This window comes from Kitasatospora sp. MMS16-BH015 (assembly GCF_002943525.1).
Classification (GTDB): Bacteria; Actinomycetota; Actinomycetes; order Streptomycetales; family Streptomycetaceae; genus Kitasatospora.
Map to the genome: position 1 here is coordinate 1,079,028 of NZ_CP025394.1, position 26,470 is coordinate 1,105,497.

15 protein-coding genes are annotated in these 26,470 nt (G+C 71.0%); 6 read left to right on the forward strand and 9 right to left on the reverse strand.

Translation table 11 applies throughout. The features are described 5' to 3' along the window. The first annotated feature begins 92 nt into the window (after positions 1-92). Together CFP65_RS04690 and CFP65_RS04695 are read left to right on the forward strand one after the other, a co-directional pair. Complete coding sequence (locus tag CFP65_RS04690) at positions 93-662, forward strand: chloramphenicol phosphotransferase CPT family protein (RefSeq protein ID WP_104814881.1); 570 nt, start codon at positions 93-95, stop codon at positions 660-662. A gap of 4 nt (positions 663-666) precedes the next feature. Further along, the gene (locus CFP65_RS04695; protein ID WP_104814882.1) at positions 667-1,074 is read left to right on the forward strand and encodes a hypothetical protein; all 408 of its coding nucleotides are present in this window, start codon (positions 667-669) and stop codon (positions 1,072-1,074) included. A 64-nt stretch (positions 1,075-1,138) separates the two neighbouring features. On the opposite strand, the gene dnaN is transcribed toward CFP65_RS04695, so the two are convergent. The 4 genes from dnaN to CFP65_RS04715 all read right to left on the reverse strand — a co-directional run bounded on the left by dnaN (position 1,139) and on the right by CFP65_RS04715 (position 4,571). After that, positions 1,139-2,281, reverse strand: a complete 1,143-nt coding sequence (gene dnaN, locus CFP65_RS04700; protein WP_104814883.1) for a DNA polymerase III subunit beta — start codon at positions 2,279-2,281, stop codon at positions 1,139-1,141. A gap of 35 nt (positions 2,282-2,316) precedes the next feature. Then, complete coding sequence (locus CFP65_RS04705) at positions 2,317-3,075, reverse strand: DNA polymerase III subunit beta (RefSeq protein WP_104814884.1); 759 nt, start codon at positions 3,073-3,075, stop codon at positions 2,317-2,319. Between the two features lie 365 nt (positions 3,076-3,440). Continuing rightward, entirely contained in the window at positions 3,441-3,785 is a 345-nt protein-coding gene (locus tag CFP65_RS04710; protein ID WP_104814885.1) for a hypothetical protein, read from the reverse strand. A 57-nt stretch (positions 3,786-3,842) separates the two neighbouring features. Further along, a complete protein-coding gene (locus tag CFP65_RS04715; protein WP_104814886.1) occupies positions 3,843-4,571 on the reverse strand; it encodes a helix-turn-helix domain-containing protein in 729 nt (242 codons plus the stop codon). A 235-nt stretch (positions 4,572-4,806) separates the two neighbouring features. Here CFP65_RS04715 and CFP65_RS04720 point away from each other — a divergent pair, with 235 nt between their 5' ends. Beyond that, entirely contained in the window at positions 4,807-5,469 is a 663-nt protein-coding gene (locus CFP65_RS04720; protein WP_104814887.1) for a DUF4097 family beta strand repeat-containing protein, read from the forward strand. Between the two features lie 498 nt (positions 5,470-5,967). Then, the gene (locus CFP65_RS42400) at positions 5,968-6,669 is read left to right on the forward strand and encodes a KUP/HAK/KT family potassium transporter (RefSeq protein WP_371682518.1); all 702 of its coding nucleotides are present in this window, start codon (positions 5,968-5,970) and stop codon (positions 6,667-6,669) included. Positions 6,670-6,694: 25 nt separating this feature from the next. On the opposite strand, the gene CFP65_RS04730 is transcribed toward CFP65_RS42400, so the two are convergent. Continuing rightward, positions 6,695-7,786 (reverse strand): hypothetical protein, encoded by a 1,092-nt coding sequence (locus tag CFP65_RS04730; RefSeq protein WP_104814888.1) that lies wholly within the window; start codon positions 7,784-7,786, stop codon positions 6,695-6,697. A 395-nt stretch (positions 7,787-8,181) separates the two neighbouring features. On the opposite strand from CFP65_RS04730, the gene CFP65_RS04735 reads away from it, so the two are divergent. After that, positions 8,182-9,171, forward strand: coding sequence for a helix-turn-helix transcriptional regulator (locus CFP65_RS04735; RefSeq protein WP_104814889.1), 990 nt, complete (start codon positions 8,182-8,184; stop codon positions 9,169-9,171). Positions 9,172-9,244: 73 nt separating this feature from the next. Here CFP65_RS04735 and CFP65_RS04740 read toward each other — a convergent pair whose 3' ends face one another. The 3 genes from CFP65_RS04740 to CFP65_RS40125 form a co-directional block, all read right to left on the reverse strand. Next, positions 9,245-10,051, reverse strand: coding sequence for an alpha/beta fold hydrolase (locus tag CFP65_RS04740; protein WP_104814890.1), 807 nt, complete (start codon positions 10,049-10,051; stop codon positions 9,245-9,247). Between the two features lie 231 nt (positions 10,052-10,282). Then, positions 10,283-11,578, reverse strand: a complete 1,296-nt coding sequence (locus CFP65_RS04745; RefSeq protein WP_104814891.1) for a hypothetical protein — start codon at positions 11,576-11,578, stop codon at positions 10,283-10,285. Between the two features lie 190 nt (positions 11,579-11,768). After that, positions 11,769-12,809 carry a hypothetical protein gene (locus CFP65_RS40125; protein ID WP_158702039.1) on the reverse strand — a complete coding sequence of 347 codons (1,041 nt, stop codon included), beginning with the start codon at positions 12,807-12,809 and terminating at the stop codon, positions 11,769-11,771. Positions 12,810-13,099: 290 nt separating this feature from the next. Here CFP65_RS40125 and CFP65_RS04755 point away from each other — a divergent pair, with 290 nt between their 5' ends. Beyond that, entirely contained in the window at positions 13,100-13,945 is an 846-nt protein-coding gene (locus CFP65_RS04755) for a geranyl diphosphate 2-C-methyltransferase (protein WP_104814892.1), read from the forward strand. 101 nt (positions 13,946-14,046) lie between these two features. Here CFP65_RS04755 and CFP65_RS04760 read toward each other — a convergent pair whose 3' ends face one another. Beyond that, a complete protein-coding gene (locus CFP65_RS04760) occupies positions 14,047-26,451 on the reverse strand; it encodes a DUF11 domain-containing protein (protein WP_254552232.1) in 12,405 nt (4,134 codons plus the stop codon). Positions 26,452-26,470 lie beyond the last annotated feature (19 nt).

The window sequence follows — 26,470 nt, forward strand, 5'->3', positions numbered from 1 at the left end:
AGCCCACCGGCGGCCTCGACATCCTGATCGAGCTCCCCGTCCAGGACTGAATTCGGTGGTGCCCCAGGCGTCCCGTCGGAGATCATTCGCCCATGTCACCCGCTGCGCCCGGCCGGATCATCTTCCTGAACGGCACCTCCAGCTCAGGCAAGTCGAGCATCGCCCGCGAGCTGCTCCGGGTCCTGGACGAGACCTTCTTCCACTTCCCCGTCGACGCCTTCCACGCGATGCGCGCCGACCGGGACATCCCGGACGGGGAGATCCAGGCCGAACTCGACCGCACGGCCCGCGGCTTCCACCGCGCCGTCGCCGGCATGTCCGCCGCCGGCAACCACCTCGTGGTGGACCACGTCCTGACCGACCCCTGGCGCCTGCGCGACTGCCTCGACCTCTTCCCCGCCGACCGCGTCCTCCTCGTCGGCGTCCACTGCGCCCTCCCCGAACTGGAACGCCGCGAAGCACTCCGCGGCGACCGCCCCCCGGGCCTGGCCGCCCGCCAGCTCCTCCAGGTCCACGCCCACGGCACCTACGACCTCGAGTGCGACACCGGCCACCAGACCCCGACCGACATCGCCCACCGGATCAAGACCGCCCTCGCCGACCACCCCGCCCCCACCGCCTTCACCCGCCTGAAGCAGACCCTCCCCACCGCCCGGGACTGACACCATGACCAAGCCACCGACCTTCGCCGACCCGGCCAACCCCACCCCGGAAGAACTGACCACCTGGGCCTACACCCGCAACGCCCCGGCCCCGTTCGACCAGGACTGGGACATCATCCTCACCCGCCCGGCCTTCGGCCCCCTCTTCCTCTCCCTGGCCGCCGACCGCAAGTGCCCCAACCGCCGGTTCTTCCTCGGCTGCCTCTACCTCCTGGCCGGCACCGCCGTACGCTCCCACTTCCGCACCATGCCCGAGGCCGCCCTCACCGCCCTCACCCACCAGGCCACCTCACCCGCCAACCCCTGGACCACCACCTGGGCCACCCGCACCCGAGCCCTGCTCCGCTCCCCCGAATCCTTCACCTACACCGCCTGGTGCACCCCCCAAGGCCTGGCCGCCAGACCGACCTGACCACAGCCCAGGGCCCCGGACGAGCACGTCCCCTCTCCCGCCTACCTCGAGGGTCTGATCGACATCAGGTGGAGCGCAGCGGCATGAAGAGGTAGCGGTAGCTGGGGTCGTGTTCCGCTTCGTTGTCCGTTCGTCCGGTGAGGACGGCTGGCTTGGTGGCGGTGGTGTAGCTCAGTTCCGCCATCGGGGTGGTGAGGGCGTTGATGCCTTCGACGAGGTAGGCGGCGTTGGCGGGGATGCAGATCGGCTCGCCGTGGAAGGGGCTGGGCAGGGTTTCGCGGCCGCGGGCGTCGCTGCTGTTGCCCGCGTCGAGGGTGATTCGGCCGGCGGACAGGGTGATGCGCAGGGGAGAGCGGTTGTCGGCGACGAGAGCGATCCGCTTGGCGGCCTCGAGGAGGGGGAGTCGTTCGACGGTGGCGGATCCGGTGTAGGTGGTGGGGAAGATGGTCTCGTAGTTCGGGAAGGCGGAGTCGAGGAGCCGGGTCGTCGCCTGGCGGGCCCCGGTGCGGAGGCCGATCAGTCCTCCGGTTCCGGAGGGTTCGCTGTGCAGGGCGATCGTGACCCGGTCGCCCGGGGGTGCTTTGGCCAGTGCCTTGGTGATGTCGTGCAGGATCCTGGCCGGTACGAGTGCGAAGGCTTCGGGTGCCTGGGGGTCGGCCGGCTGCCAGGGCAGGTCACGAACGGCGAGACGGTAGCGGTCGGTTGCGACCAGTCGTAGCCGTTCGGCGTTGATCTCGAGCCGGATGGCGGTGAGGACCGGGAGGGTGTCGTCGCGGGCGGCGACGATGGCGACCTGCGCAACGGCTGCTGCGAAGGCCGCGGCGTCGGCCGTGCCTCGGATCGGGGGCAGGTCCGGCAGTCGTGGGTAGTCTTCGCGTGGGATGTGGGGCAGGGCGAACTGCGATTGGCCGCAGGTGAGGACGGTGTCCGTGGTGTCGGAGGTGAGTTCCACGGGCTGGTCGGGAAGTGCCCGGCTGAGGTCGGCGAGGAGTCTGCCGGAGACGAGCGCGGTGCCGGGCGCGAGGACCTCGGCCTCCACCTCGAAGGTGGTCGAGACTTCGAAGTCGAAGGCGGCGGCGGTCAGCGTCCGGTCGGACGCCGTCAGCAGGATGCCGGCGAGGACGGGAAGCGTGGGGCGGTGCGGGAGAGCACGGGCGGCCCACGCGACGGTGTCGGAGAAGGCGGCGCGGTCAAGGCGGAGCTTCACGGGATGGCCTGCTTTCTGCGGCGAGTCGGCTGCGGTCAGGGCAGCAGGGTCGGCATGAGGATCGAGAAGGTTCCGTCCTCCCCGGCCGAGCGGATCGCCAGGGGGTGGATCGGGCCGCCCAGTTCCAGCACCAGCTGATCGGTCGCGCTGGCGGCGAGGGCCTCGAGGAGGAACTCCCGGTTGAACCCGACCCGCAGCAGGTTGTCCGCCGCCTCTTCCTCCCCCTCGGCCACCCGCAGCGAGCCGTCGGGGCCGAGGGCCAGCACGATGGCGTCGAAGGGAACGCCGTCCTTGGCGCGCACCATCCGGTGGACCTGTCCGTCCGTCACCGTACGGCGCAGCCGCTGCGCCTCGACGGTGACACGGTGGACCGCCTCCAGGCGCAGAAGGCGGCGGTAGTCCGGATAGTCCAGATCGATCAGCCGCCCTTCGGCCAGGCGCCCGTCGGCTGCTGCCAGGAGACGGAAGCCCTCCGCCACGAGGTGCACGTGGTCGCCGCCGGTGCTGTGGGCCAGCCGCTGGATGTCCTCGGCAAGCGAGACGGGAATCAGCAGCTCGCACGAGGTCGCAGTGCGGGTGTCCACGGCCACGCGGGCGAACGCGATCCGGTAGCCGTCGCTTGCAACCAGATTCAGGGTGTCGCCCTGCAACTCGAACAACACCCCGGAGAGCATGGGAAGGTCCGGATAGTCACCGGCGGCGAACCGGACCGCGGCCAGCCCGGTGGACAGCTGTGCCCGGTCAACGGTGATCTCGATACGGGCCGGTACCGGGGCGGGCGTGCTGCTGGTCATGAAGGTGTCCCTCTACTCGATCGGCACCCGGGCGTCGGGCGCTGACGAGGACTGTGAGGGCTCGACCAGGTCGAGGGTCAAGGAGTTGCAGCTGCTTGCCGGCAGACCGTCGATCAGCACCAGTGCTCTGGCACCTACGACGACACCACCGGCCACGTCCGCATCACCCCGCGCGGCACGGCAGGTACAAGGCCGACGCCTGCGGCCGTGCCCAGCAGATGACCGGGCCGTCACCATCGAGCCGTTCGAGGGATAGCTGGGCCGCTTCGGGTCACCTCGATGCCGAGCGCACCCGCTCGATCGTCCACTCGTCGGGGAGGCCCGTGTTCACTGCCGCATCCGGCCCTCCCGAAGGACGTTCTACCTCAACCCGCTTCGAGCTCCTCTGCCCGCCGCCTCAGATCCGCCGCGATGTCGTCCCAGTCCGGCCCGAACAGCTCGAGGCTCAGGGCGGCCTCCCGCATCAGCGCGGGCTCGTCCGGCCGCTGCAGGAGGACCAGCCGGTACGCCAGGTGGCGCACCCAGACCGGTAGGTGGCCGTTGACCGGGGGCGGGCACAGCTCATGCAGCATGGCCAGGATCGAGTCCGCTCCGGCGAAGGTCAGTTCCTCGACGAAGTGGTGCTCGTGGTGGGGCAGAGCGCAGTCCGGCGTGGGCCGGTACTCGTCGCCGTAGAGGCACCGGGCGTGCTCCGTCAGGGTGCTGTGCATGCCCCGGAGCCTATGCCGCCGCGATCCGGCGCACAGCGCCCGGCCGCACAGCCGCCCTCACTCCTCCACCGCCCCGCCCTTCGGGGTGTAGAGGACCTCCCGCGCCTGCTCCGCCGCCCGCGTGATGCTCTCCGAGACGAAGTCCAGGAAACGGGCGACGTTCTCCAGCCGCGCAGCGGCCGGGCTGTCACTGCCGAGCACGGTGACGCCCCGGCGGGCGGTGTCGACGAGTTGGGCGTTCGAGCGGGCGCTGCGGATCATCGACTGGTACCAGAGGTCGTCGTCCACGGTGTACCGCTCGCGGCGGCGCTCGTCGCGGTCTCGGCGCACCAGCTCCAGGCCGTCCAGGAAGGCGATCGCCTTGGAGACCGTCGCCGGGCTCACCTGGAGGCGGGTGACCAGTTCGGCGGCGGTGAGGCTGCCCGCGTCGGTCATGTAGAGGCAGGCCAGCACGCGGGCCGGCATCCGCGGCAGGCCCGAGATCATGAAGACGGTGCCCAACGCCTCTTCGTACTCGGCCACCGCCGCGGCGTCCTGCCCCGGCCCGGCCGCCGTCGGTGCCCCGGCCCGGACGGCGGCCGCCCCGCGCCGGCGGGCGCGGCGCTCGGTGGCGCGGTGGGCGAGGTCGGAGCGGTACGCGGTCGGGCCGCCGTTGCGCATCACCTCACGCGTGATGGTCGAGGTCGGCCGGTCGAGCCGCCGGGCGATCTCGGCGTACGCGAGGCTGTCGGCCAACCCCAGCGCGATCTGCTGGCGTTCCTGCTGGGTGAGTCTGCCGCCGGGCATCTGCGGTCCCCTTCGTGGCGCTGCACGGTCCTGACCGCCCCACCATAGCGTTCATCGCCATTCCATTGCAATGAATACCCTCCCTTCCGTTGCATTGCCCATCAGCTCACCGCAACGATTAAACAGCTCTTACCTGCTCTCATGCTGTATTTACGCAACGAATCGATTGCCACTCCAAGGAATGCAACGTAGCGTTTCCATCACAAGAAACGAGCTGAGCACACCGGAGCCCACCATGCAGAAGTTCGAGACCCCCGCCCCGATCAACGCCGTCCTGGACATCCCCGCCGGCCGCATCCAGCTCATCGCCGCCCACCGCACCGACACCACCGTCGAGGTCCGCCCGGCCGACCCGGGCAAGAGCCGCGACGTCCGCACCGCCGAGGAGGCCGTGGTCAGCTACGCCGACGGCGTGCTGCGGATCCACACCACCCCGCCGAAGAGCCAGCTGCGCGGCCCCGGCGCCCTGGAGGTCACCGTCCAGCTCCCGGCCGGCTCCCGCATCGAGGCGCGGACCGAGGCCTGCGAACTGCGCGGGGTCGGTCGCCTCGGCGACGTCGCCTTCGAGGGCGCCTACCGGCAGATCAAGCTGGACGAGACCGCCGACCTGCGGCTGACCGCCACCGACGGCGACATCCGGATCGGCCGGATCGGCGGCCACGCCACCGTCACCACCGCCCGCGGCGACATCACCGTCACCGAGGCGCAGCGCGGCACCGTCGACCTGCGCACCCAGGCCGGCAGCATCACCGTCGGCGCCGCCCCCGGCGTCTCCGCCACCCTGGACGCCGCCACCGCCCACGGCCGGATCTCCAACGCCCTGCGCAACGACGGCACCGTCACCCTGGACATCCGCGCCACCACCTCGTACGGCGACATCACCGCCGCCAGCCGCTGAACCGTGCGTCCGACCGGCCAGGACGGCAACAGATCCGGGGCGGACGGCGCGCAGACCGCGCACCGCCGCCCCTGATCCTCGCCGGCCCTCCATGGCTCGTCACCGCCGGCGGATCGGACCGGATCCCTCCCCCCACGGAGTGGACCGGCCCGGCACCGAGAACGTTACGGACCCGAACCGACCCGATCCGGCCGCCCTGACGCCCTCCTGTCGCCGGAAGCACCGTTCTTGACAGCGCCTTGACGCGCACCGCGCACCACACACCACCCACCGCGCACCGCTCCCCACCCACCACCCACCGCGCACCGCCAGGGGCGCCGCGCCCGGGCAGCGCCTAACGGGTCATCACCCGGCCCGGCCTGCCGACCATCGGATCAGCTGATCGGTAACGTCCGCTCCACCGAGCCCAGCACAGCCCGCCCGGAGGAGCACCAGCATGAGCGACCGCGACCCCGCCCTCCGGACACCCGAGGCGCCGCACCCGGCCGCCCATGGCTGATCGCCGTCGGCGGTAGCCTGCTGCTGGTGGTCGACCTGCTGTTCGTCGCCGCCAACGCCACCAAGCTGCTGCACGGCGCCTGGCTGCCGCTGCTGATCGGCCTCACCACCTTCACCGTGATGACCACCTGGCAGCGCGGCCGGGAGATCGTCACTGCCAAGCGGGCCCACAACGAGGGGCCGCTGCGCCAGTTCGTCGACCGCCTGCACAGCGGCGAGGTGCCGGCCGTCCGCGTCCCCGGCACCGCCCTCTTCCTCAACCGGGGCGACCAGACCGCGCCGCTGGCCATGCGGGCCAACGTGGAGCACAACCACGTCCGCCACGACCAGGTGGTCATCCTCTCGATCGAGACCGACACCGTGCCCCGGGTGCCCACCGACCGCCGCGTCCTGGTCGACGACCTCGGCTACGCGGAGGACGGCATCATCCACGTCACCGCCCGCTTCGGCTACATGGAGACCCCGGACGTGCCCGGCACCCTCGCCCTGCTCGCCCCCGCCGACACCGAGGGCCCGGTCGACCTCGACCAGGCCTCCTACTTCCTCTCCACGATCGAACTCCGCCGCGGCAAGCAGCCCACCATGGCCCCCTGGCGCAAGCGCCTCTTCATCGCCACCTCCTACATCACGGCCGACGCCGCCGAGTACTTCAGCCTCCCCCGCGACCGCACCGTCATCATGGGCTCCCACATCGAGGTCTGAACCACAGTCACCACAGTCACCACAGTCACCGCCGGGGCCGCCCGGGCGGCTCGGGGGTGCGGGCCAGCACGTCGGTGCGGACCTGGGTGAGCGAGCGGTGGTGCACCAGGCTCAGCGGCCCGAGGCCGCCGAGCACCTCGGCGACCAGCTCGGTCCCGTCCCGGCCACCGTCGCCGGCCAGCGGCACCAGTGGGGTGAGCGGCGCGAGCAGGCCGATGGTGGCGGCCTTGGCGAGCAGCTCGGGCCGCAGCACGTGCAGGCCGTCGAAGGGCACCCGTACCTCGGGCTTGAGCCACTCGGCCTCGGTGCTGCGGGCACCGAGCAGCACCAGGTCGCCGGCCCGGGCCACCGCCCGCACCGCCAGCCGCCGGTCGGCGGCCCGGTAGCACCACTCGTCGGGGTGCTGGCCCCGCAGCATCGGGAAGCGCCGGCGCAGCACCTTGAGGATCTCCGCCATCTCCTCCACCGGCGCGCAGGGGTACTGCACGAAGGAGAGCCGCTCCGGGTCGGCCGGCTGGACCACGTGGGCGGCGGCCACGTCCCGGACCCGGGGCCGGTGGGCCGTCTCCGCGTCGCCCGCCCGGGCCGGGCCGCCGGTGCCGAGCAGCAGCACGGTGTCGCCCCGAGCCTCGTACTGGGCCGCCGTGGCCCAGGTGGCCACGGCGCGCGGGCAGACCGTCCGGGGCGTCGGCCTGCCCCGGGCCCGGTCGGCGGTCCGGGCGTCCGGCTGGGTGGGCAGCGAGGGCGGCGGCTCGCAGCCCAGCGGGGCGGTGCAGACCAGCAGGCGTCTGGTGCGCAGCGCGGCCGACCAGACCCGGACGGCCTCCGCGGCCAAGGTGGCGCGGTGGGCCGGCGCGGTCACGGCGAGGCCGACCACCCGTCCGTCCAGGTCGAGGTAGGTGGTGGCGGCCAGCCGCCCGCCGGAGCCGGCCGGCAGCGCCCCGGCGGCGGCGATCCGGCACTCCTGCCCGCGCTCGCGCAGCCACCCCGCCAACAGCGGGGCGGCCGGACAGCTGACCGGCCCCCGGGCCGGGTGGTGGAAGCCGGACAGCACGGTGACCGGGTCTCCGGGCCGGCCGGCCACCTCGGTGTGGTCGGTCAGGCGCGTTCGGTTCACTGCTCCTCCTCGTCCGGTTGGGGGCCCCACTGTGGGGCGCGCCGAACGGCCCCCACAAACGGCCCCGTCCTCCGAGTGCATCCGCAGAATGCAGCCGGTCATCCGCATTGCGCGGGATCTGTCGGAACATCAGGTCACTGGCCTGCAAGGACCCTTGACCGCGACCGTCCCCCACCCATCCCGCGCTTTCACCCACACGGAGTACCACGCGACCGCCCGGCGCCCTCCCGTCACCACGTGCCGGACGGCCCCTAGCGGCCCGGCGGCCGCCCTGTCCCGGAAACGCCGTTCCCGTCACCCGCCCGGGTCGGCCGCCCGCCGCCGGCTGCCGCCGTGCGCTACCCCATGACCGGAAGTACCCCGAACCTCCACGACCGCAACAGAGGAGACGCAGTTTGAACACCGCACGCGAGGCGTTCGTGACCACCGACCGCGACGAGGCCCTGCTCCGGCTCTCGGCGCTGTACAACGCCCGGCACCTGTCGGCGACCCAGGGCGACCGGTTCGGGGTCTCGATGACCCAGACACAGCTGGCCGGCATAGCCCTGGTCAAGGCCGAGTGGACGGGGTCCTTCACGCTGGAGGTCGGGCCGGTCGGCACCCACCTGATCAGCGCCACCGCCACCGGCGGCTACCACATCACCTGCCGGCCCCGCTCCGCCGGGCACACCACCGCGCCCGGCACGGTCCACCTGATCGCCGACCCGGACGAGCCGCTCACCGTGCGGCTCCGCGACCGGGCGCTGGTCTGCGCCGTGGACGTGCGGCCCGAGGTGCTCCGGCGGCACGCCGAGGCGCTGCTCGGCACCGACCTGCGCGGCATCTGGCGCCCGCTCGACCTGGCCCCGACCGGGCCAGCCGCCGCCACCCTGGGCGCCCTGATCATCAGCGCGAGCGGGGACTCCGACCGGCCCGGCGCCCTGGTCACCCACCACCTGCTCCGGCCGCTGCTCGCCGAGAGCCTGCTCACCGCACTGCTGCTGGCCACCGACCACCCCTGGCGCGAACACCTGGACCGCCCCGCGCCCCGGCCGAGGTCCCGCAGCATCCAGCAGGCGGCGGACGCCCTGCAGGCCGACCCGGCGCACCCATGGACGGTGGCCGAACTCGCCGCCCTGGTCGGCCTCTCGGCCCGGGCCCTCCAGCAGGGCTTCCGCAGCCAGTACCTCACCACCCCCACCGCCTACCTGCGCCGGGTCCGGCTGGCCCAGGCCCACCGTGACCTGTGCGCGGCGGAGCCGGGCCTGTCCACCGTGGAGGTGGTCGCCCGCCGCTGGGGCTTCCGCCACCTGCCGCGCTTCGCCGGCTACTACCACCGCCAGTACGGCGTCCACCCGCACACCACCCTGCAGGCCCGGCGCGAGGACCCGGCCGGCACCGACTGATCCCCGGACCGGGGGCGGCTTCCGTTCGCGGCCCCCTGGGGTCAGTCCGCTCGCGGACCGCCACGACCCGCCGTCAGGGACGGGCCAGGAACTCGCCGATCAGCCCGGCGGCCACCGACCGACCGTCGGGGGCGAAGATCGAGCGCTCCGGCAGCACGTGCAGCTCGCAGTGCGGCAGCAGACCGGCCAGCTCCTTGCCGATCGTGACGCTGTGCGCGAGGTCGTTCTCGTGGCAGATGATCTGCACCGGTGTCCGGATCCGACCCAGGTCCTCCAACCGCTGCACGGGGTAGAGCGCCCCGACCTCACGCAGCCGCGGTGCGTAGCCCTCCTCGATCAGGAAGGCCGCGCGCTGCGCCCGCCAGACGGCGCTCTCCGCCGGCGGCATCGGCGGGCAGATCCTCAGCAGCATGTCGACGATGCCTTGGCTGTCGCCCTTCTCCACCAGCTCGGCCAGATCGGCGAACCACAGGAAGGGCTCGTCCGTGCCGCGCCCGGTGATGGTGGGCAGCAGCATCAGCACGGCCCTGCGGAACCGGGTCGGCTGCTCGACCAACACCCGCAGGATGGTTCCCGCGCCCATCGACATCCCGACCGCCTGGTCGGCCCCGGTCCGCTCGCTCACGGCGAGCAGTTCGCTGCTCAGTACGCCGTAGCGCAGGGGGCCGGGCGCCGCCACGGAGCGGCCGTGGCCGCCGAAGCTGAAGAAGACCTGACGGCCCTCCACGTGCTCGCCGAAGCCGGTGAGCTGCTTCATGGTGTCGGCCAGCCCGTGTGCGAAGACCGTGGTGGGCGCGTCGCCGCTGCCGGTGACCCTGTACTCGACCGGCCTGCCGTCCACCAAGAGGACTTCGGTGGACTGCCGGGCTGACTCGCTCATGGGCTCCTCCTGAGGACCGGATCGCGGGCTTGGCAGCCAGGTCTAGCCGACGGCGACCGAGCGCAATCAGCCGGCCGGGGACCGGGCGGCCCGCTCACCCACCCCTCACATCGTGGCCCGACGGCCGCCGGACCGGTGCTGAGCTGCGATGACCCACCGCCGATCCACCGCTCTTGACGGGGGCCCAGTCTTGACAGCTCCCGTGCTCCATCAGAGCGACAGCGACACCCTTCAAAGCGGCTCGGGCGAGCGTGGCCAGTCCTCGGACCGGAGCGCCGACAAGAGGGCGGTGCGGTCGCTGCCCCGGTGGCGGGCAAGGGCGGTCCGCATCCCCGCGTACGCGTGGTCCAGCCGGCGGGAGGCCAGGCCGGCGCCGAGCTCGACGAACTGCTGCCAGGCCGCGCAGGCCCCGTCCACCGCGCCGGCCGCGAGCAGCAGCTCGCCGGTGCGGGCCAGCACCAGCGCCCGGGAGCGCCGTTCGGCGGCCGGGCGCAGCCGGTCGGAGAGCGCGAGTTCGGTCACCGCCCCTGGCAAGTCGCCCAGCTGGTACCGGAGCTCGCCCCGCTGGTGGGCCAGCGCGGCGGGGTGGTAGGCGCCGACCACGGTGGCGGCGGGGCCGGCTGCGGCGGGCCCCGTGGCCCAGTCGAGGTGCCGCTCGGCCTGGCCCATCACCCGGAAGACTTCCCGGCGCCGGCCGTCCGCCGCCAGGGTGAGTGCGCGCTGGCCGTACAGGAAGGCGAGCATCGACGGGTCCTGCCCGGTGCCGAGCACCACCGCCCGCTCGGCCAGCCGGGCCGCCTGCGCACGGTGGCCGAGCTGGTGGGCCTGCACGCTCAGCGCCCGGTACGCGGCGCTGAGCGTGCGCGGGTCCCCCGCCTCCTCGGCCAGCTCGACCGCCAGGCGGTACCACTGCTGCGCCGGTCCGTGCCGCCGCTGGTCCACGTGCAGGAACCCACCCAGGTACGCGAGCCGCGCCCCGGCCGCGGCCAGCCCCCGCTGCACCGCCGGGCTGGCCGGCGCGGCCAACCACCCTCGGACGGTCACCGCGAAGAACCCGGTGAGGGCCCCGACCGAGTGGCCCGAGCCGACCAGGTGATCCGTCCGGGAGAAGTGCGCGGTCATCCGGTCCAGACACCGCACATGCCGCGCCCCGACCCGCTCTGCCTCCCGGACCGCCGCCCCGCCGCGCCTTCGACCCGACCCGAGCAACTCCTCCACGGCCGCCAACCGATACGACTCCGACCCATCGGCCCTTGGACCGGCGGGCCCCGGCGGGGTGAGCCCGGCCTCCTCCACAGTGACCCGGCGACCCAGGCGACGGGAGAGTGCCTCGGCGATCAGCTCCGGTACGGGCCGCCGGGGCCGGGTGCCCGCCAGCCACTGGCCGACCGAGGCACGCTGGTAGTGCAGCTCGAGGCCGTTCTCCAGCCCCAGCCGGTTGACGGCGCGGGCCAACTCGCTCCCGCTCAGCCCGGCTTGGCCGAGCAGCAGACGGAGCCGGCTGTTGCCCCGGGACAGTGCGGACACGCGGCCGCCTTTCCTGGTCGGTTCGGCCACCCGACCGGGGTCGCCGCCCTGGGTCGGATCGGCGCCGGATCCACGCGAGCCGCAGGGTTCACGGCGCCACCCGGTTACTTCGGCACAGACCCGCCCCCCGATGAGACCCCGCCCCCGATCAGCCGTACTCCGCCCCCGGCCCCGGCCCGCCCCCCGATCCTCAGCGCCGAACGCCCGGGCCGCGCCCGGCACTCACGTCCGTCCGCACCTCGCTCAGGCTCCGCTGCTCCAGCAGGCTGATCGGCCCGAGCCCGGAGAGCACCTCCACCATCTCCCCCACCGTCGGGCCACCGCCGGGCCGGGGCGGCAGCAGGCCCACGGTGGCCGCCGGCGCGAGGAGTTCGGGCAGCAGATCGGCCAGCCCGGCCACCGGCCGGGCGGCCCGGCCCGCCACTCGGGTGAGCCGTGCCGCGTCCTGCTCGCCGAGCGCCAGCACCAGGTCGCTCAGCTCACTCACCGCCTCCAGCGCGTGCCGCCGGTCCGAGGCGGCGTAGCACCACTGGTCGGGGTGCTGCCCGCGCAGCCGCGGGAACCGCTCCCGCAGCGCGGCCAGCAGCACTGCCACCTCCTCCACCACCGCCCCCGGGTGCACCACGTACGACACCCGTTCCTCGCCCACCCCCGCCGCCAGCCCGGCCACCTCGCCCGTCTCCCGTACGGCGACCACCTCCCCCGCCCGGAGCAGATCCTCCGCCCACTCCCCCTCCGCCGCGCCGTCCGGGCTGCCCACCAGCAGCACCAGATCGCCCCGCTCCCGGTACGCCGTCACCAGTCGCGCCGCCACCTCCCCGTGCCGGCAGTCCCCCAGGCCCCGGCAGCCACCCCCGTCCCCCGTCCCGGCCCCGCCCGGCACCAGCACCCGCCGGGTCCGCAGGACTCGTGACCAGTCCTCGACCGTCTCGCGGCCCAGCCAGGCCAGCCCGGGCGGGGTGGCGACGGCGATGCCGATCGCCTGGCCGGCCGGCTCCAGGTAGCTGACCAGCGAGACCGTCAGCGGGTCGTGCCCGACCGGGGTGCCCGGACGGGCGTACTCGCCGAGCCGGGCCGACACCCCGCGCCGGTGCAGCCAGGCCCGGACCAGCGGGGCCGCCGGGCAGCGCACGATGCCCCGGGTCGGGTGGCCGAAATCCCGCAGCACCGTGACCCCGTCCGCCACCAGCCCGTGCCCCTCGAACATCTCGATCTGCCGTGACCTGTTCATGCGTCCCCTTTCCCTGCCCACCCCCGCCCGGGAGCGGATCCACGAGTCCGCCGACAGTTCGTCACCGGCTCGGCATCGGATCAGTCTTGTCACCCGAAGGAGTGAGCCGAGCACCTGTCGAGCGGGAGCCGGCTGTTGAAGGGGGGCCGGCTGTTGAAAGGGATGGGGAGAGCCGCGTTCAACACGCCGGCGGATTCATCACCTCCGGTCGTCACAGAGCTTCCCGCCCGCCCGGCGAGGGCCCTCTACTGGGCTTCGGCAGCCCGGCCATCCCGAAGGAGACCCCGACCATGTCGACCCAGGACACCCGCACCACCCGGTACCAGGACTCCATCGCCGCGTACTGGAACGCCGAGAAGAACCCCGTGAACCTGCTGCTCGGCGACGTGGACGGCCTCTACCACCACCACTACGGCATCGGCGACCCCGACTGGTCCGTCCTGGACACCCCGGCCGAAGGACGGGACGAGGCCGTGATCAAGGAGCTGCACCGCCTGGAGCAGGCCCAGGCCGACCTGCTGGCCCACCACCTGGGCCCACTGCTGCCCGGTGACAAGGTGTTCGACGCCGGCTGCGGGCGCGGCGGCGGCTCGATCGTCGCCAACCTCCACTACGGCTGCTCCGCCGACGGCGTCACCCTCTCCTCCGAGCAGGCCGCCTTCGCCAACGAGCAGGCCCGCAAGCGCGGGGTGGACGACAAGGTCCGCTACCACGTCAAGAACATGCTCGACACCGGCCTCGAGACCGGCGCCTACGCCGCCTCCTGGAACAACGAATCCACCATGTACGTCGAACTCGGCCTGCTCTTCGCCGAACACGCCCGCCTGCTGCGCCGGGGCGGACGGTACGTCACCATCACCGGCTGCTACAACGACGCCTACGGCCTGCCCTCCCGCGCCGTCTCACTGATCAACGCCCACTACATCTGCGACATCCACCCCCGCAGCACCTACTTCCGCGAGCTCGCGGCCAACCGCCTGGTGCCCAACACCGTCATCGACCTGACCGCCGCGACCATCCCGTACTGGGAGATGCGCGCCAAGTCCTCCCTGGTCACCGGCATCGAGGACGCCTTCCTCGACGCCTACAAGGGCGGCAGCTTCCAGTACCTGCTCATCGCCGCCGACCGCGTCTGACCCTGCGGTGCTCCGCGGCCGCCCCCGGCAGCACCGGTGGCGGTGACCAGGCCCTCGGGTCACCGCCACCGGCGTGCTGCTCCTCTCCCGTTCCTCCGCCGCTACGGCCGGCGGCGCCTGACCAGAGCGGTCGCCGCGAGGAGCAGGCTGCCGAGGCCGGTCAGGGCCGCCGCCCAGCCGAGCAGCCAGAGCGACCGGTCCGCGCCGGTGTGGGGCAGCGGCTCCGGCAGGACGACGTACTCGCCGGTGTGCAGGATCCCGCCGTCGGGGCCGGTGGTGCCGGGCTTGTTGCTGTTGTTCGCCTGGTCCGGGTCGGCGGTGTCGGCGGAGACGGTGGCGATGTTGTCCACGCTCCGGCCAGTCGACTTCGGGTCCAGCTTCACGGTGATCCGGTAGACCGCCTTGGCGCCGACCGCCAGCCGGGCGAGCGGCCCGCAGCTGACCGTCTGGCCGTTCGCGGTGCAGCCGTCCGGGGAGGAGACGAAGGCGAGCGCGGCGGGCAGCGGGTCGCCCACCTTCACGTTCACCGCCGTGGACGGCCCGTTGTTGACCGCTGTGAGGGTGTAGGTGAAGGTGTCGCCCGGGTCGACCTGGCTCTTGCCGGCCGGGTAGGCGGCCTGCTTGGTGAGCGCCAGATCGGCGGCGGGTGCCTTGGCCCGGATCGTGAACGGCGCGCTGTTGTTCCGGCTCACCTGGTCGTCGGGCTCGTCGACCGAGGCATCGCCGAGAACGACCGCGCCGTGGCCCGCGTCCGCCGAGAGCCGGAGCGTGAACTCGTAGGCCACACTGTCGGTTTGGGCCCCGGCCTCGGCATTCCCACCGGGGACGAGCTGGGCGGGCACGGTGCAGACCGCCCGGGCCGGGGACTCGAAGGCGCAGCCCGCAGGCGCCTGCCCGGTGAAGGTGACCCCCTCGGGGAGCGTGACCGTGTGCGTGCCACGCCCGCTGGTGGCCGACGGCCCGAGGTTGCGGATCACCGTCCTCAGTTGGACCGTCCCACCCGGGGTCACGCTGTCCGCGCCGACCGTGGCCGTCACCGCCAGGTCGCGCTTCGGCGGCGCGGGTCGGCCGTTGTCGGGCAGCGGCGCGGTGGAGGTGTTGTCGGCCGTGTCCGGGTCGAGGTTGTCGCCGCTGACCGTCGCCGTGTTCAGCACGTCCGAGCCGTCACCGGTGTACCCCGGGTCCAGCCGCAAGAGCAGGGTGTAGCTGAACTTCTCCCCCACCCGCAGGCGGTTCTTCACCGGGCAGCGCACAGTGCGCGACGCACTGTCGAGCACGCACCCGGCCGGCTGCGAGGAGACGTAGGACAGCGGAGCGGGCAGCTTGTCCGCGAGGACGACCTGGTACGCGTCGTTGCTCGGGCCCTTGTTGGTGACGGTGATGGTGTACGGCACCGTCTCGCCCGGCGCGGCCTGCGGCCCCGTACTCTTCTTCTCCACCGCGAGGTTGGCCACCCCACGAGCGGGCTTGCCACCGGGCAGGCCGGCCTGGGAGCTGTTGTTCGCGGAGACCGGGTCGGCGGTGTCCGCCGCCACCCTGGCGGTGTTGCGGATCTCGGAGCCGTCGCCGTCGTAGTCCGCGTCCAGGCGCACCGTGATGGTGTACGTCCGGGAAGCACCGACAGCGAGTTCCACCAGCCTCGGGCAGACCACGTTCTGCCCCGCCGCCGTGCAACCGTCCGCCGAGGAGACGAACGCCAGCGGAGCGGGCAGCGGATCCGTCACCACGACCCCGAGGGCCCGGGACGGCCCGTTGTTGGTGACCGTGAAGGCGTAGTCGAAGGTCGCTCCCGGAGAAACCCTGGTGTCGTTCGCCGTCTTCTTCACGATCGCCAGATCAGCCGAGGCCGGGGCAGGCGGGTTCGGACCAGGGCCCGGGCCGGGCAGACCGCCCGTCCCCGCATCCGAGGTGTTGTTGGACATGTCGGGATCGGCGGTGTCCGACTTCACCGACGCCTGGTTACGGATGTCCGAACCGTCACCGGAGTACCCGGCATCCAACTTGACCGTGATCTTGTACGTCCGGGTCTTGCCCACATCCAGCGTCGCCGGCCCGGTGCAGATGACCATCCGGCCGGTACCGGTGCAGCCGCTGTCGGCCGAGACGAACGCCAGCACACCCGGCAGGTTGTCGGTGACCGAGACGTTCTTCGCCTGCGACGGACCGTTGTTCGTCACCGTCAACTCGTACGAGAAGTCCGTCCCCGGCACCACCGGAGCCGTACCCACCGCCTTCTTCGTGATCGCCAGATCGGCCTTGGTCACAGCCGGCGGGTTCGGGCCCGGACCGGGGCCGGGCAGGCCGCCCGTCGCCGCATCCGACGTGTTGTTGGACGTGTCAGGGTCGGCGGTGTCGGACTTCACCGACGCCTGGTTACGGATGTCCGAACCATTGCCGACGTACGCCTGGTCCAGCCGGACCGTCACCTTGTAGGTCTGGGTCTTACCGACATCCAGCGTCGCCGGACCCGCGCAGGTCACCGTCTGGCCGGAGGCAACGCAACCGGCGTCGGCCGACACGAAGTGCAGCTCCGCTTGGAGCGCATCCGTCACCACCACATTCCTCGCCTGCGACAGACCCTTGTTCGTCACCGTCAGCTCGTAATCGAAACTCTCACCGGGCGCGACCAAGGTGGTACCGACGGGCTTCTTCGTGATCGCCAGATCAGCCGAAGTCGGCGCCGGCGGATTCGGACCCGGACCAGGACCAGGCAGACCACCCGTCCCCGCATCCGACGTGTTGTTGGACATATCGGGGTCAGCGGTGTCCGACTTCACCGACGCGGTGTTCCGAATGTCCGAACCATTGCCGCCGTACGCCTGGTCCAGCCGGACCGTCACCTTGTAGACCTGCGTACCCTTCGGGTCGAGCGTCGCCGGCCCGGTGCAGGTGACCGTCCGGCCGGCAGCCCCGCAACCAGCGTCGGCCGACACGAAGTGCAGCTCCGCCTGGAGTACGTCCGTGACGACGACGTTCTTCGCCTGCGACGGACCGTTGTTGGTGACCGTGATCTCGTACTCGAACGTCCCACCTGCCACGACGGGCGTCGTCCCGACCGGCTTCTTCACGATCGCCAGATCGGCCGAGGCCGGCGCCGGCGGGTTCGGGCCCGGACCGGGGCCGGGCAGACCACCCGTCGCCGCATCCGAGGTGTTGTTCGCCGGCACCGGGTCGGCCGTGTCCGACTTCACCGACGCAGTGTTGCGGATGTCCGAGCCGTCACCGGAGTAGGCGGGGTCAAGTTTGACCGTGATCTTGTAGGTCTGCGTCTTGCCGACATCCAGCGTCGCCGGACCCGTGCAGGTCACCGTCTGACCGGAAGCAGCGCAACCCGCGTCAGCCGAGACGAACGCCAGCACGCTCGGCAGCGCGTCCGTCACCACCACGTTCTTCGCCTGCGACGGACCGTTGTTCGTCACCGTCAACTCGTACGAGAAGTCCGTCCCCGGCACCACCGGAGCCGTACCCACCGCCTTCTTCGTGATCGCCAGATCGGCCTTGGTCACAGCCGGCGGGTTCGGGCCCGGACCGGGGCCGGGCAGACCACCCGTCCCCGCATCCGAGGTGTTGTTCGACGTGTCCGGGTCGGCGGTGTCGGACTTCACCGACGCGGTGTTCCGGATGTCCGAACCGTCACCCGCATACGCCTGGTCCAGACGGACCGTCACCTTGTAAACCTGGCTCTTGCCCACATCCAGCGTCGCCGGCCCCGTGCACGTCACCGTCTGACCAGCAGCGGTGCAGCCGGTGTCGGCGGACACGAAGCGGAGCTGAGACGGCAGCGCGTCCGTCACCACCACGTTCTTCGCCTGCGACAAGCCCTTGTTCGTCACCGTCAACTCGTAATCGAAGCTCTCGCCAGGCGCGACCAAGGTGGTACCGACGGGCTTCTTCGTGATCGCCAGATCAGCCGAAGCCGGCGCCGGCGGATTCGGCACCGGACCAGGACCAGGCAGACCACCCGTCCCCGCATCCGACGTGTTGTTGGACATATCGGGGTCAGCGGTGTCGGACTTCACCGACGCGGTGTTCCGAATGTCCGAACCGTCACCCGCGTACGCCTGGTCCAGCCGGACCGTCACCTTGTAGACCTGCGTTCCCTTCGGGTCGAGCGTCGCCGGCCCGGTGCAGGTGACCGTCTGACCGGAAACCCCGCAGCCAGCGTCGGCCGACACGAACTGCAGCTGCGACGGCAGCGCATCCGTCACCACCACATTCCTCGCCTGCGACAGGCCCTTGTTCGTCACCGTGATCTCGTACTCGAACGTCCCACCCGCCACAACCGGAGTCGTCCCGACCGGCTTCTTCACGATCGCCAGATCAGCCGAGGCCGGGGCAGGCGGGTTCGGACCGGGGCCCGGGCCGGGCAGACCACCCGTCCCCGCATCCGACGTGTTGTTGGACATGTCGGGATCGGCGGTGTCGGACTTCACCGACGCCTGGTTACGGATGTCCGAACCGTCACCGGAGTAGGCGGCGTCGAGTTGGACTGTGATCTTGTAGGTACGGGTGCCCTTCGGGTCCATGGTCGCCAGAGGACCACAAGTGACCGTCTGGCCGGACACCACGCAGCCGGTGTCAGCGGACACGAAGTGCAACTGCGTCGGCAGATTGTCGGTGACCGTGACGTTCTTGGCCTGCGACGGACCGTTGTTCGTCACCGTGATCTCGTACTCGAACGTCCCACCCGCCACGACAGGCGTCGTCCCCACCGGCTTCTTGGTGATCGCCAGGTCAGCCGAGGCCGGCGCCGGCGGGTTCGGACCAGGGCCCGGGCCAGGCAGACCACCCGTCCCCGCATCCGAGGTGTTGTTCGCCGGCACCGGATCCGCCGTGTCCGACTTCACCGAGGCCTGGTTACGGATGTCGGAACCGTCGCCGGAGTACGCGGCATCCAGCTTGACCGTGATCTTGTACGTCCGGGTCTTTCCGACGTCCAAGGTCGCCGGACCAGTACAGGTCACCGTCTGACCGGAAGCAGCACAGCCGGCGTCGGCCGAGACGAATGCCAGCACACCCGGCAGGTTGTCCGTGACCGAGACATTCCTCGCCTGCGACGGACCGTTGTTGGTCACCGTCAACTCGTAGGAGAAGTCCGTCCCCGGCACGACGGGAGCCGTACCCACCGCCTTCTTCGCGATCGCCAGGTCAGCCGAAGCCGGCGCCGGCGGGTTCGGGTTCGGGCCGGGCTGCGGGTTCGGGCCAGGAAGGCCACCCATCGCCGCATCCGAGGTGTTGTTCGAGGTGTCGGGATCGGCGGTGTCCGACTTCACCGACGCCTGGTTACGGATGTCCGCACCGTCACCCGCGTACGCCTGGTCCAGCCGGACCGTCACCTTGTAAACCTTGACGGCCTTCGGGTCCATCGTCGCGAGCGGACCGCAGGTCACATCCCGCCCGGACGCGGTGCAGCCGTCCGCTGAGGAGACGAACGCCAACTGCGACGGCAGCGCATCCGTCACCACCACGTTCCTCGCCTGCGACGGACCGTTGTTCGTGACCGTGATCTCGTACTCGAACGTCCCACCCGCCACAACCGGGGTCGTCCCCACCGGCTTCTTCGTGATCGCCAGATCAGCCGAGGCCGGCGCCGGCGGGTTCGGACCCGGCCCAGGACCAGGCAGACCACCCGTCGCGGCATCCGAGGTGTTGTTCGAGGTGTCGGGGTCGGCGGTGTCGGACTTCACCGACGCCAGGTTACGGATATCGGACCCGTTGCCCGCATAGGCGGCATCCAGCTTGACCGTGATCCGGTACGTACGGGTCCCCTTCGGGTCCATCGTCGCCAGCGGACCGCAGGTCACGTCACGACCGGACGCCGTGCAGCCGTCCGCCGAGGAGACGAACGCCAACTGCGACGGCAGCGCATCCGTCACCACCACGTTCCTCGCCTGCGACGGACCGTTGTTCGTGACCGTGATCTCGTACTCGAACGTCCCACCCGCCACAACCGGGGTCGTCCCCACCGGCTTCTTCGTGATCGCCAGATCAGCCGAGGCCGGCGCCGGCGGGTTCGGACCCGGCCCAGGACCAGGCAGACCACCCGTCGCGGCATCCGAGGTGTTGTTCGAGGTGTCGGGGTCGGCGGTGTCGGACTTCACCGACGCCAGGTTACGGATATCGGACCCGTTGCCCGCATAGGCGGCATCCAGCTTGACCGTGATCCGGTACGTACGGGTCCCCTTCGGGTCCATCGTCGCCAGCGGACCGCAGGTCACGTCACGACCGGACGCCGTGCAGCCGTCCGCCGAGGAGACGAACGCCAACTGCGACGGCAGCGCATCCGTCACCACCACATTGCTCGCCTGCGAGGGACCGTTGTTCGTCACCGTGATCTCGTACGAGAAGTCCGTCCCAGGCACCACCGGAGCAGTCCCGACGGGCTTCTTGGTGACAGCCAGGTCCGCCTTGGCAGGACTCGGCGGGTTCGGGCCCGGGCCCGGGCCAGGCAGACCACCCGTCACCGCATCCGAGGTGTTGTTCGCCGGCACCGGATCCGCCGTGTCCGACTTCACCGACGCCTGGTTACGGATGTCCGAACCGTCACCGGAGTACGCGGCATCCAACTTGACCGTGATCTTGTACGCCAGGGTCTTGCCCACATCCAACGTTGCCGGCCCGATGCACGTCACCGTCTGACCGGAAACAGCACAACCCGCGTCAGCCGAGACGAACGCCAGCACGCTCGGCAGTGCGTCCGTCACCACCACGTTCCTCGCCTGCGACGGACCGTTGTTCGTCACCGTCAACTCGTAGTCGAAACTCTCGCCGGGCGCGACCGAGGTGGTACCGACGGGCTTCTTCGTGATCGCCAGATCAGCCGAAGCCGGAGCCGGCGGATTCGGGCCCGGCCCAGGACCAGGCAGACCACCCGTCGCCGCATCCGAGGTGTTGTTCGCCGGCACCGGGTCGGCCGTGTCCGACTTCACCGACGCAGTGTTGCGGATGTCCGAACCGTCACCCGCATACGCCTGGTCCAAACGGACTGTCACCTTGTAAACCTGCGTGGCCTTCGGATCCATCGTCGCCAACGGACCGCAGGTCACCTCCTGCCCTGACGCCGTGCAAGCGGAATCAGCAGAGACGAAATGCAGCTGCGAGGGCAGCGCATCCGTCACCACCACGTTCTTCGCCTGCGAGGGACCGTTGTTCGTCACCGTGATCTCGTACTCGAACGTCCCACCCGCCACAACCGGAGTCGTCCCGACCGGCTTCTTCGTGATCGCCAGATCAGCCGAGGCCGGAGCCGGCGGGTTCGGCACCGGACCAGGACCAGGCAGACCACCTGTCCCCGCATCCGAGGTGTTGTTGGACATGTCGGGATCGGCGGTGTCCGACTTCACCGACGCCTGGTTACGGATGTCCGAACCGTCACCCGCATAGGCGGCATCGAGCTTGACCGTGATCTTGTAGGTCTGAGTGCCCTTCGGGTCGAGCGTCGCCGGACCAGTGCAGGTGACCGTCTGGCCCGCGGCCGCGCAACCCGCGTCGACGGAGACGAAGTGCAGCTCCGCCTGGAGCACGTCCGTGACGACGACGCTTTTCGCCTGCGAGGGGCCCTTGTTGGTGACCGTCAGCTCGTAGGAGAAGTCCGTCCCCGGCACGACCGGAGTCGTCCCGACGGGCTTCTTCGCGATCGCCAGATCAGCCGAGGCCGGCGCCGGCGGGTTCGGACCCGGACCAGGACCAGGCAGACCGCCCGTCCCCGCATCCGAGGTGTTGTTGGACATGTCGGGATCGGCGGTGTCCGACTTCACCGAGGCCTGGTTCCGGATATCGGAGCCGTCACCGGCGTACGCCCGGTCCAGGCGGACCGTCACCTTGTAAACCTTGACGGCCTTCGGGTCCATGGTCACCAACGGACCACAGGTCACATCCTGCCCGGACGCGGTGCAGCCGTCGGCGGAGGAGACGAACGCCAGCTGTGCCGGCAGCGCGTCCGCCACCACCACGTTTCTCGCCTGCGAGGGACCGTTGTTCGTGACCGTGATCTCGTAGTCATAGGTAGTCCCCGGGACGACGAGGGTCGTGCCCACGGGCCTCTTGGTGATCGCCAGATCGGCCGAGGCCGGAGCCGGCGGGTTCGGGCCCGGACCGGGGCCGGGCAGACCGCCCGTCGCCGCATCCGAGGTGTTGTTCGCCGACACCGGGTCGGCCGTGTCCGACTTCACCGAAGCCTGGTTACGGATGTCCGAACCGTCACCGGAGTAGGCGGGGTCAAGTTTGACCGTGATCTTGTAGGTCTGCGTCTTGCCGACATCCAGCGTCGCAGGACCCGTGCAGGTCACCGTCTGACCGGAAGCAGCGCAACCCGCGTCAGCCGAGACGAACGCCAGCACGCTCGGCAGCGCGTCCGTCACCACCACGTTCTTCGCCTGCGACGGACCGTTGTTCGTCACCGTCAACTCGTACGAGAAGTTCGTCCCCGGCACCACCGGAGCCGTACCCACCGCCTTCTTCGTGATCGCCAGATCAGCCTTGGTCACAGCCGGCGGGTTCGGGCCCGGACCAGGACCGGGCAGACCACCCGTCCCCGCATCCGAGGTGTTGTTCGACGTGTCCGGGTCGGCGGTGTCCGACTTCACCGACGCAGTGTTCCGGATGTCCGAACCGTCACCCGCATACGCCTGGTCCAGACGGACCGTCACCTTGTAAACCTGGCTCTTGCCCACATCCAGCGTCGCCGGCCCCGTGCACGTCACCGTCTGACCAGCAGCGGTGCAGCCGGTGTCGGCGGACACGAAGCGGAGCTGAGACGGCAGCGCGTCCGTCACCACCACGTTCTTCGCCTGCGACAAGCCCTTGTTCGTCACCGTCAACTCGTAATCGAAGCTCTCGCCAGGCGCGACCAAGGTGGTACCGACGGGCTTCTTCGTGATCGCCAGGTCAGCCGAGGCCGGCGCTGGCGGATTCGGGCCCGGACCAGGACCAGGCAGACCACCCGTCCCCGCATCAGAGGTGTTGTTCGACGTATCAGGGTCGGCGGTGTCGGACTTCACCGAAGCCTGGTTACGGATGTCCGAACCGTCACCGGCATACGCCTGATCCAGACGGACCGTCACCTTGTAAACCTGCGTCCCGCCGACAACCAACGTCGCCGGACCCGTGCAAGTCACCGTCTGACCGGACGCAGCGCAACCAGCATCCGCGGACACGAAGTGCAGCTCCGCCTGGAGCGCATCCGTCACGACCACGTTCTTCGCCTGCGACAGACCCTTGTTGGTCACGGTCAGCTCGTAGTCGAAGGTCCCACCCGCCACGACCGGGGTCGTCCCGACCGGCTTCTTCGTGATCGCCAGATCAGCCGAGGCCGGCGCCGGCGGATTCGGCGTCGGACCGGGCTGCGGATTCGGACCCGGCAGACCGCCCGTCGCCGCATCCGACGTGTTGTTCGACGTGTCGGGATCGGCCGTGTCCGACTTCACCGACGCCTGGTTACGGATGTCAGAGCCGTCACCCGCATACGCCTGGTCCAGACGGACCGTCACCTTGTAAACCTGCGTGGCCTTCGGGTCCAGCGTCGCCGGCCCCGTGCAGGTGACCGTCTGGCCCGAAGCGGCGCAGCCGGTGTCGGCGGACACGAAGTGGAGCTGGGTCGGCAGGGTGTCGGTGACGACCACGTTCTTCGCCTGCGACAGGCCGTTGTTCGTCACCGTGATCGTGTAGTCGAACGTCCCGCCGGGCACGACGGGCGTCGTCCCGACTGGAGCCTTGGTGATAGCCAGGTCCGCGCTCGGCTTCGCCGGCGGGTTCGGCGTCGGACCGGGCTGCGGATTCGGACCGGGCAGGCCGCCCGTCCCCGCATCCGAGGTGTTGTTCGCCGGCACCGGATCCGCCGTGTCCGACTTCACCGACGCCTGGTTGCGGATATCGGAGCCGTCACCGGAGTACGCGGCATCCAACTTGACCGTGATCTTGTACGCCTGGGACTTTCCGACATCCAGCGTCGCAGGACCCGTGCAGGTGACTGTCTGACCGGCGGCGGTGCACCCCGCGTCGGCCGAGACGAACGCCAGCACGCTCGGCAGCGCGTCCGTCACCACCACGTTCTTCGCCTGCGACGGACCGGCGTTGGTCACCGTGACGGTGTAGTCGAAGGTTCCGCCGGGCACGACGGGCGTCGTCCCGACCGGCTTCTTGGTGATCGCCAGGTCCGCACTCGGCTTCGCCGGCGGGTTCGGCACCGGGCCAGGGCCGGGCAGGCCACCCGTCGCCGCATCCGAGGTGTTGTTCGCCGCCACCGGATCCGCCGTGTCCGACTTCACCGACGCCTGGTTACGGATGTCGGAGCCGTCACCGCCGTACGCCTGGTCCAGACGCACCGTCACCTTGTAGCTCTGGCTCTTGCCCGGGTCCAGCGTCGCCGGACCGGTGCAGGTGACCGTCTGGCCCGAAGCGGCACAGCCGGTGTCGGCGGAGACGAAGGAGAGCTGCGACGGCAGTGCGTCCGTCACCACCACGTTCTTCGCCTGTGACGGACCGGCGTTCGTCACCGTGATCGTGTAGTCGAAGGTCCCACCGGGCACGACGGCGGTCGTCCCGACCGGCTTCTTGGTGATCGCCAGGTCCGCGCTCGGCTTCGCCGGCGGGTTCGGCACCGGGCCAGGGCCGGGCAGGCCACCCGTCGCCGCATCCGAGGTGTTGTTCGTCGACACCGGGTCCGCCGTATCCGACTTCACCGACGCCTGGTTTCGGATGTCAGAGCCGTCACCCGCATACGCCGGGTCCAACTGCACGGTCACCTTGAAGACCCGCGTTGCGCCGACCTCCAGCACGGCCACCGGATCGCAGGTCACGGTCTGCCCCGAGGCGGTGCAGCCCGCCGACGGCTGGAAGCGCAGCGGCGACGGCAGCGTGTCCGTCACCACCACGTTCTTCGCCTGCGACGGGCCGGCGTTCGACACGGTGAGGTCATAGACGAACGACTGACCGGGGGCCACCGCCGTCGTGCCCACCGCCTTCTTGGTGATCGACAGGTCCGCGCTGGGCTTCGCCGGCGGGTTCGGCGTCGGGCCGGGCTGCGGGTTCGGGCCGGGCAGGCCGCCCGTGCCCGCGTCGGAGGTGTTGTTGGTGGTGTCAGGGTCCGTGGCGTCCGACTTGACGGTGGCCTGGTTCTTGATGTCCGAGCCGTCGCCGGAGTACGCCGGGTCCAGCTTCACGGTGAGCTTGACGGTCTTCGTTGCGCCCGCGCCCAGCGTGGCGATCGGACCGCAGGTCACCGTCTGCCCCGAGGCCGTGCAGCCCGCGTCCGAGGAGACGAAGGTCAGGACGACCGGGAGGGCGTCGGTCACGGTGACGTTCGTGGCCTGGGAGGGGCCGGCGTTCGACACCACCAGGTCGTAGGTGAAGGTGCTGCCGGGCACGACGGCGGTGGTACCCGAGGCCTTCTTCGTGATCGAGAGGTCGGCGGTCGCCGTCGCCGTGGTCGTCAGCTGGAAGTTCACGGAGTTGTTCGTCGCCAGCGGATCGTCGCTGTTCACCACTGCTGCGTTGCCGCCCGACAGCACGGTGCCCAGCGGCGCGGCCGGGTCGACCAGCACCGAGATGGCGAACGCGGACGTGGCGGCGTTCTTCAGTCCGGCCGCGATGGTGCAGCTCACCGACTTCTTGTCCACCGCCACCGTGCAGCCTGCGGGCTGGGTCGCGGCGGCCGTGGTGTTGGCCGGCAGGGTGAAGGTCACCGTCGAGGCCGAGGTGGTGTCCGAAGGTCCGTTGTTCGTCACCGTGCCGGTGACGGTGGTCGTGGTGCCCGGAGTCACCGGGGTGCTCGGCGCGCTCACCGACATCACCAGGTCGTTCGAGGCCTTGGCCGTCGTGGAGAGCGGCACGGCCGCCGTGTTGTTCGCCGTGTTCGTGTCGTCCGTGGAGGCCACCGTCACCGTGCCGCCGGTGAGCGCGGTCGAGACCGGTGCGTCGGAGTCGACGACCAGCGGGATCGCGAAGTCGGCCTTGGCGCTCTTGGCCAGGCCGGCCGGTACGGTGCAGGTGACCGACTTCTTGTCGGCCGCCGCCGTGCAACCGGCCGGCAGGGTGGCGCCGGGGGTGGTGCGCTGCGGCAGGGTGAAGGTCACGGTGGCCGGGGCGGCCGTGGTGGAGGGGCCGTTGTTGGTCACCGTCAGGGTGGCCGTGGAGGTGGCGCCGGGCGCCACCGGGTTCGGGGCGGTGGCCGCGGTCATCACCAGGTCGCTGGCGTGCACCGAGAGCTTGGCGTTCGGGCAGGTCGAGGGGTCGGCGGCGTCCGTGCAGACCGGCTTGGTGTTGGTCGTGTCCGAGGTCAGCGCCGTCACGGCGTTGACGTAGTCGCCCTCCGTCGTCCCCTTGACCGTGATCTTCAGGGTCGCCGTCGCGCCCTTGGCGAGCGCACCGACCGTCCAGAGGCCGGTGGTCGAGTTGTACTTGCCGCCGGAGTCGTCCGAGACGTAGGTGAGGCCGGTCGGCAGCTTGTCCGTCACGACCACGTTGGCGGCCGCGTTCGGCCCGTCGTTGCGCGCGGTGAGGGTGAACACCGCCTGGCCCCCCGTCAGC

Bases quoted from the DNA above. Each gene is read 5' to 3' on its own strand.
- CFP65_RS04690 (WP_104814881.1), top strand. From the start codon at position 93: ATGTCACCCGCTGCGCCCGGCCGGATCATCTTCCTGAACGGCACCTCC.
- CFP65_RS04695 (WP_104814882.1), top strand. From the start codon at position 667: ATGACCAAGCCACCGACCTTCGCCGACCCGGCCAACCCCACCCCGGAA.
- CFP65_RS04705 (WP_104814884.1), bottom strand. From the start codon at position 3,075: ATGACCAGCAGCACGCCCGCCCCGGTACCGGCCCGTATCGAGATCACC.
- CFP65_RS04710 (WP_104814885.1), bottom strand. From the start codon at position 3,785: ATGCACAGCACCCTGACGGAGCACGCCCGGTGCCTCTACGGCGACGAG.
- CFP65_RS04715 (WP_104814886.1), bottom strand. From the start codon at position 4,571: ATGCCCGGCGGCAGACTCACCCAGCAGGAACGCCAGCAGATCGCGCTG.
- CFP65_RS04720 (WP_104814887.1), top strand. From the start codon at position 4,807: ATGCAGAAGTTCGAGACCCCCGCCCCGATCAACGCCGTCCTGGACATC.
- CFP65_RS04740 (WP_104814890.1), bottom strand. From the start codon at position 10,051: ATGAGCGAGTCAGCCCGGCAGTCCACCGAAGTCCTCTTGGTGGACGGC.
- CFP65_RS40125 (WP_158702039.1), bottom strand. From the start codon at position 12,809: ATGAACAGGTCACGGCAGATCGAGATGTTCGAGGGGCACGGGCTGGTG.
- CFP65_RS04755 (WP_104814892.1), top strand. From the start codon at position 13,100: ATGTCGACCCAGGACACCCGCACCACCCGGTACCAGGACTCCATCGCC.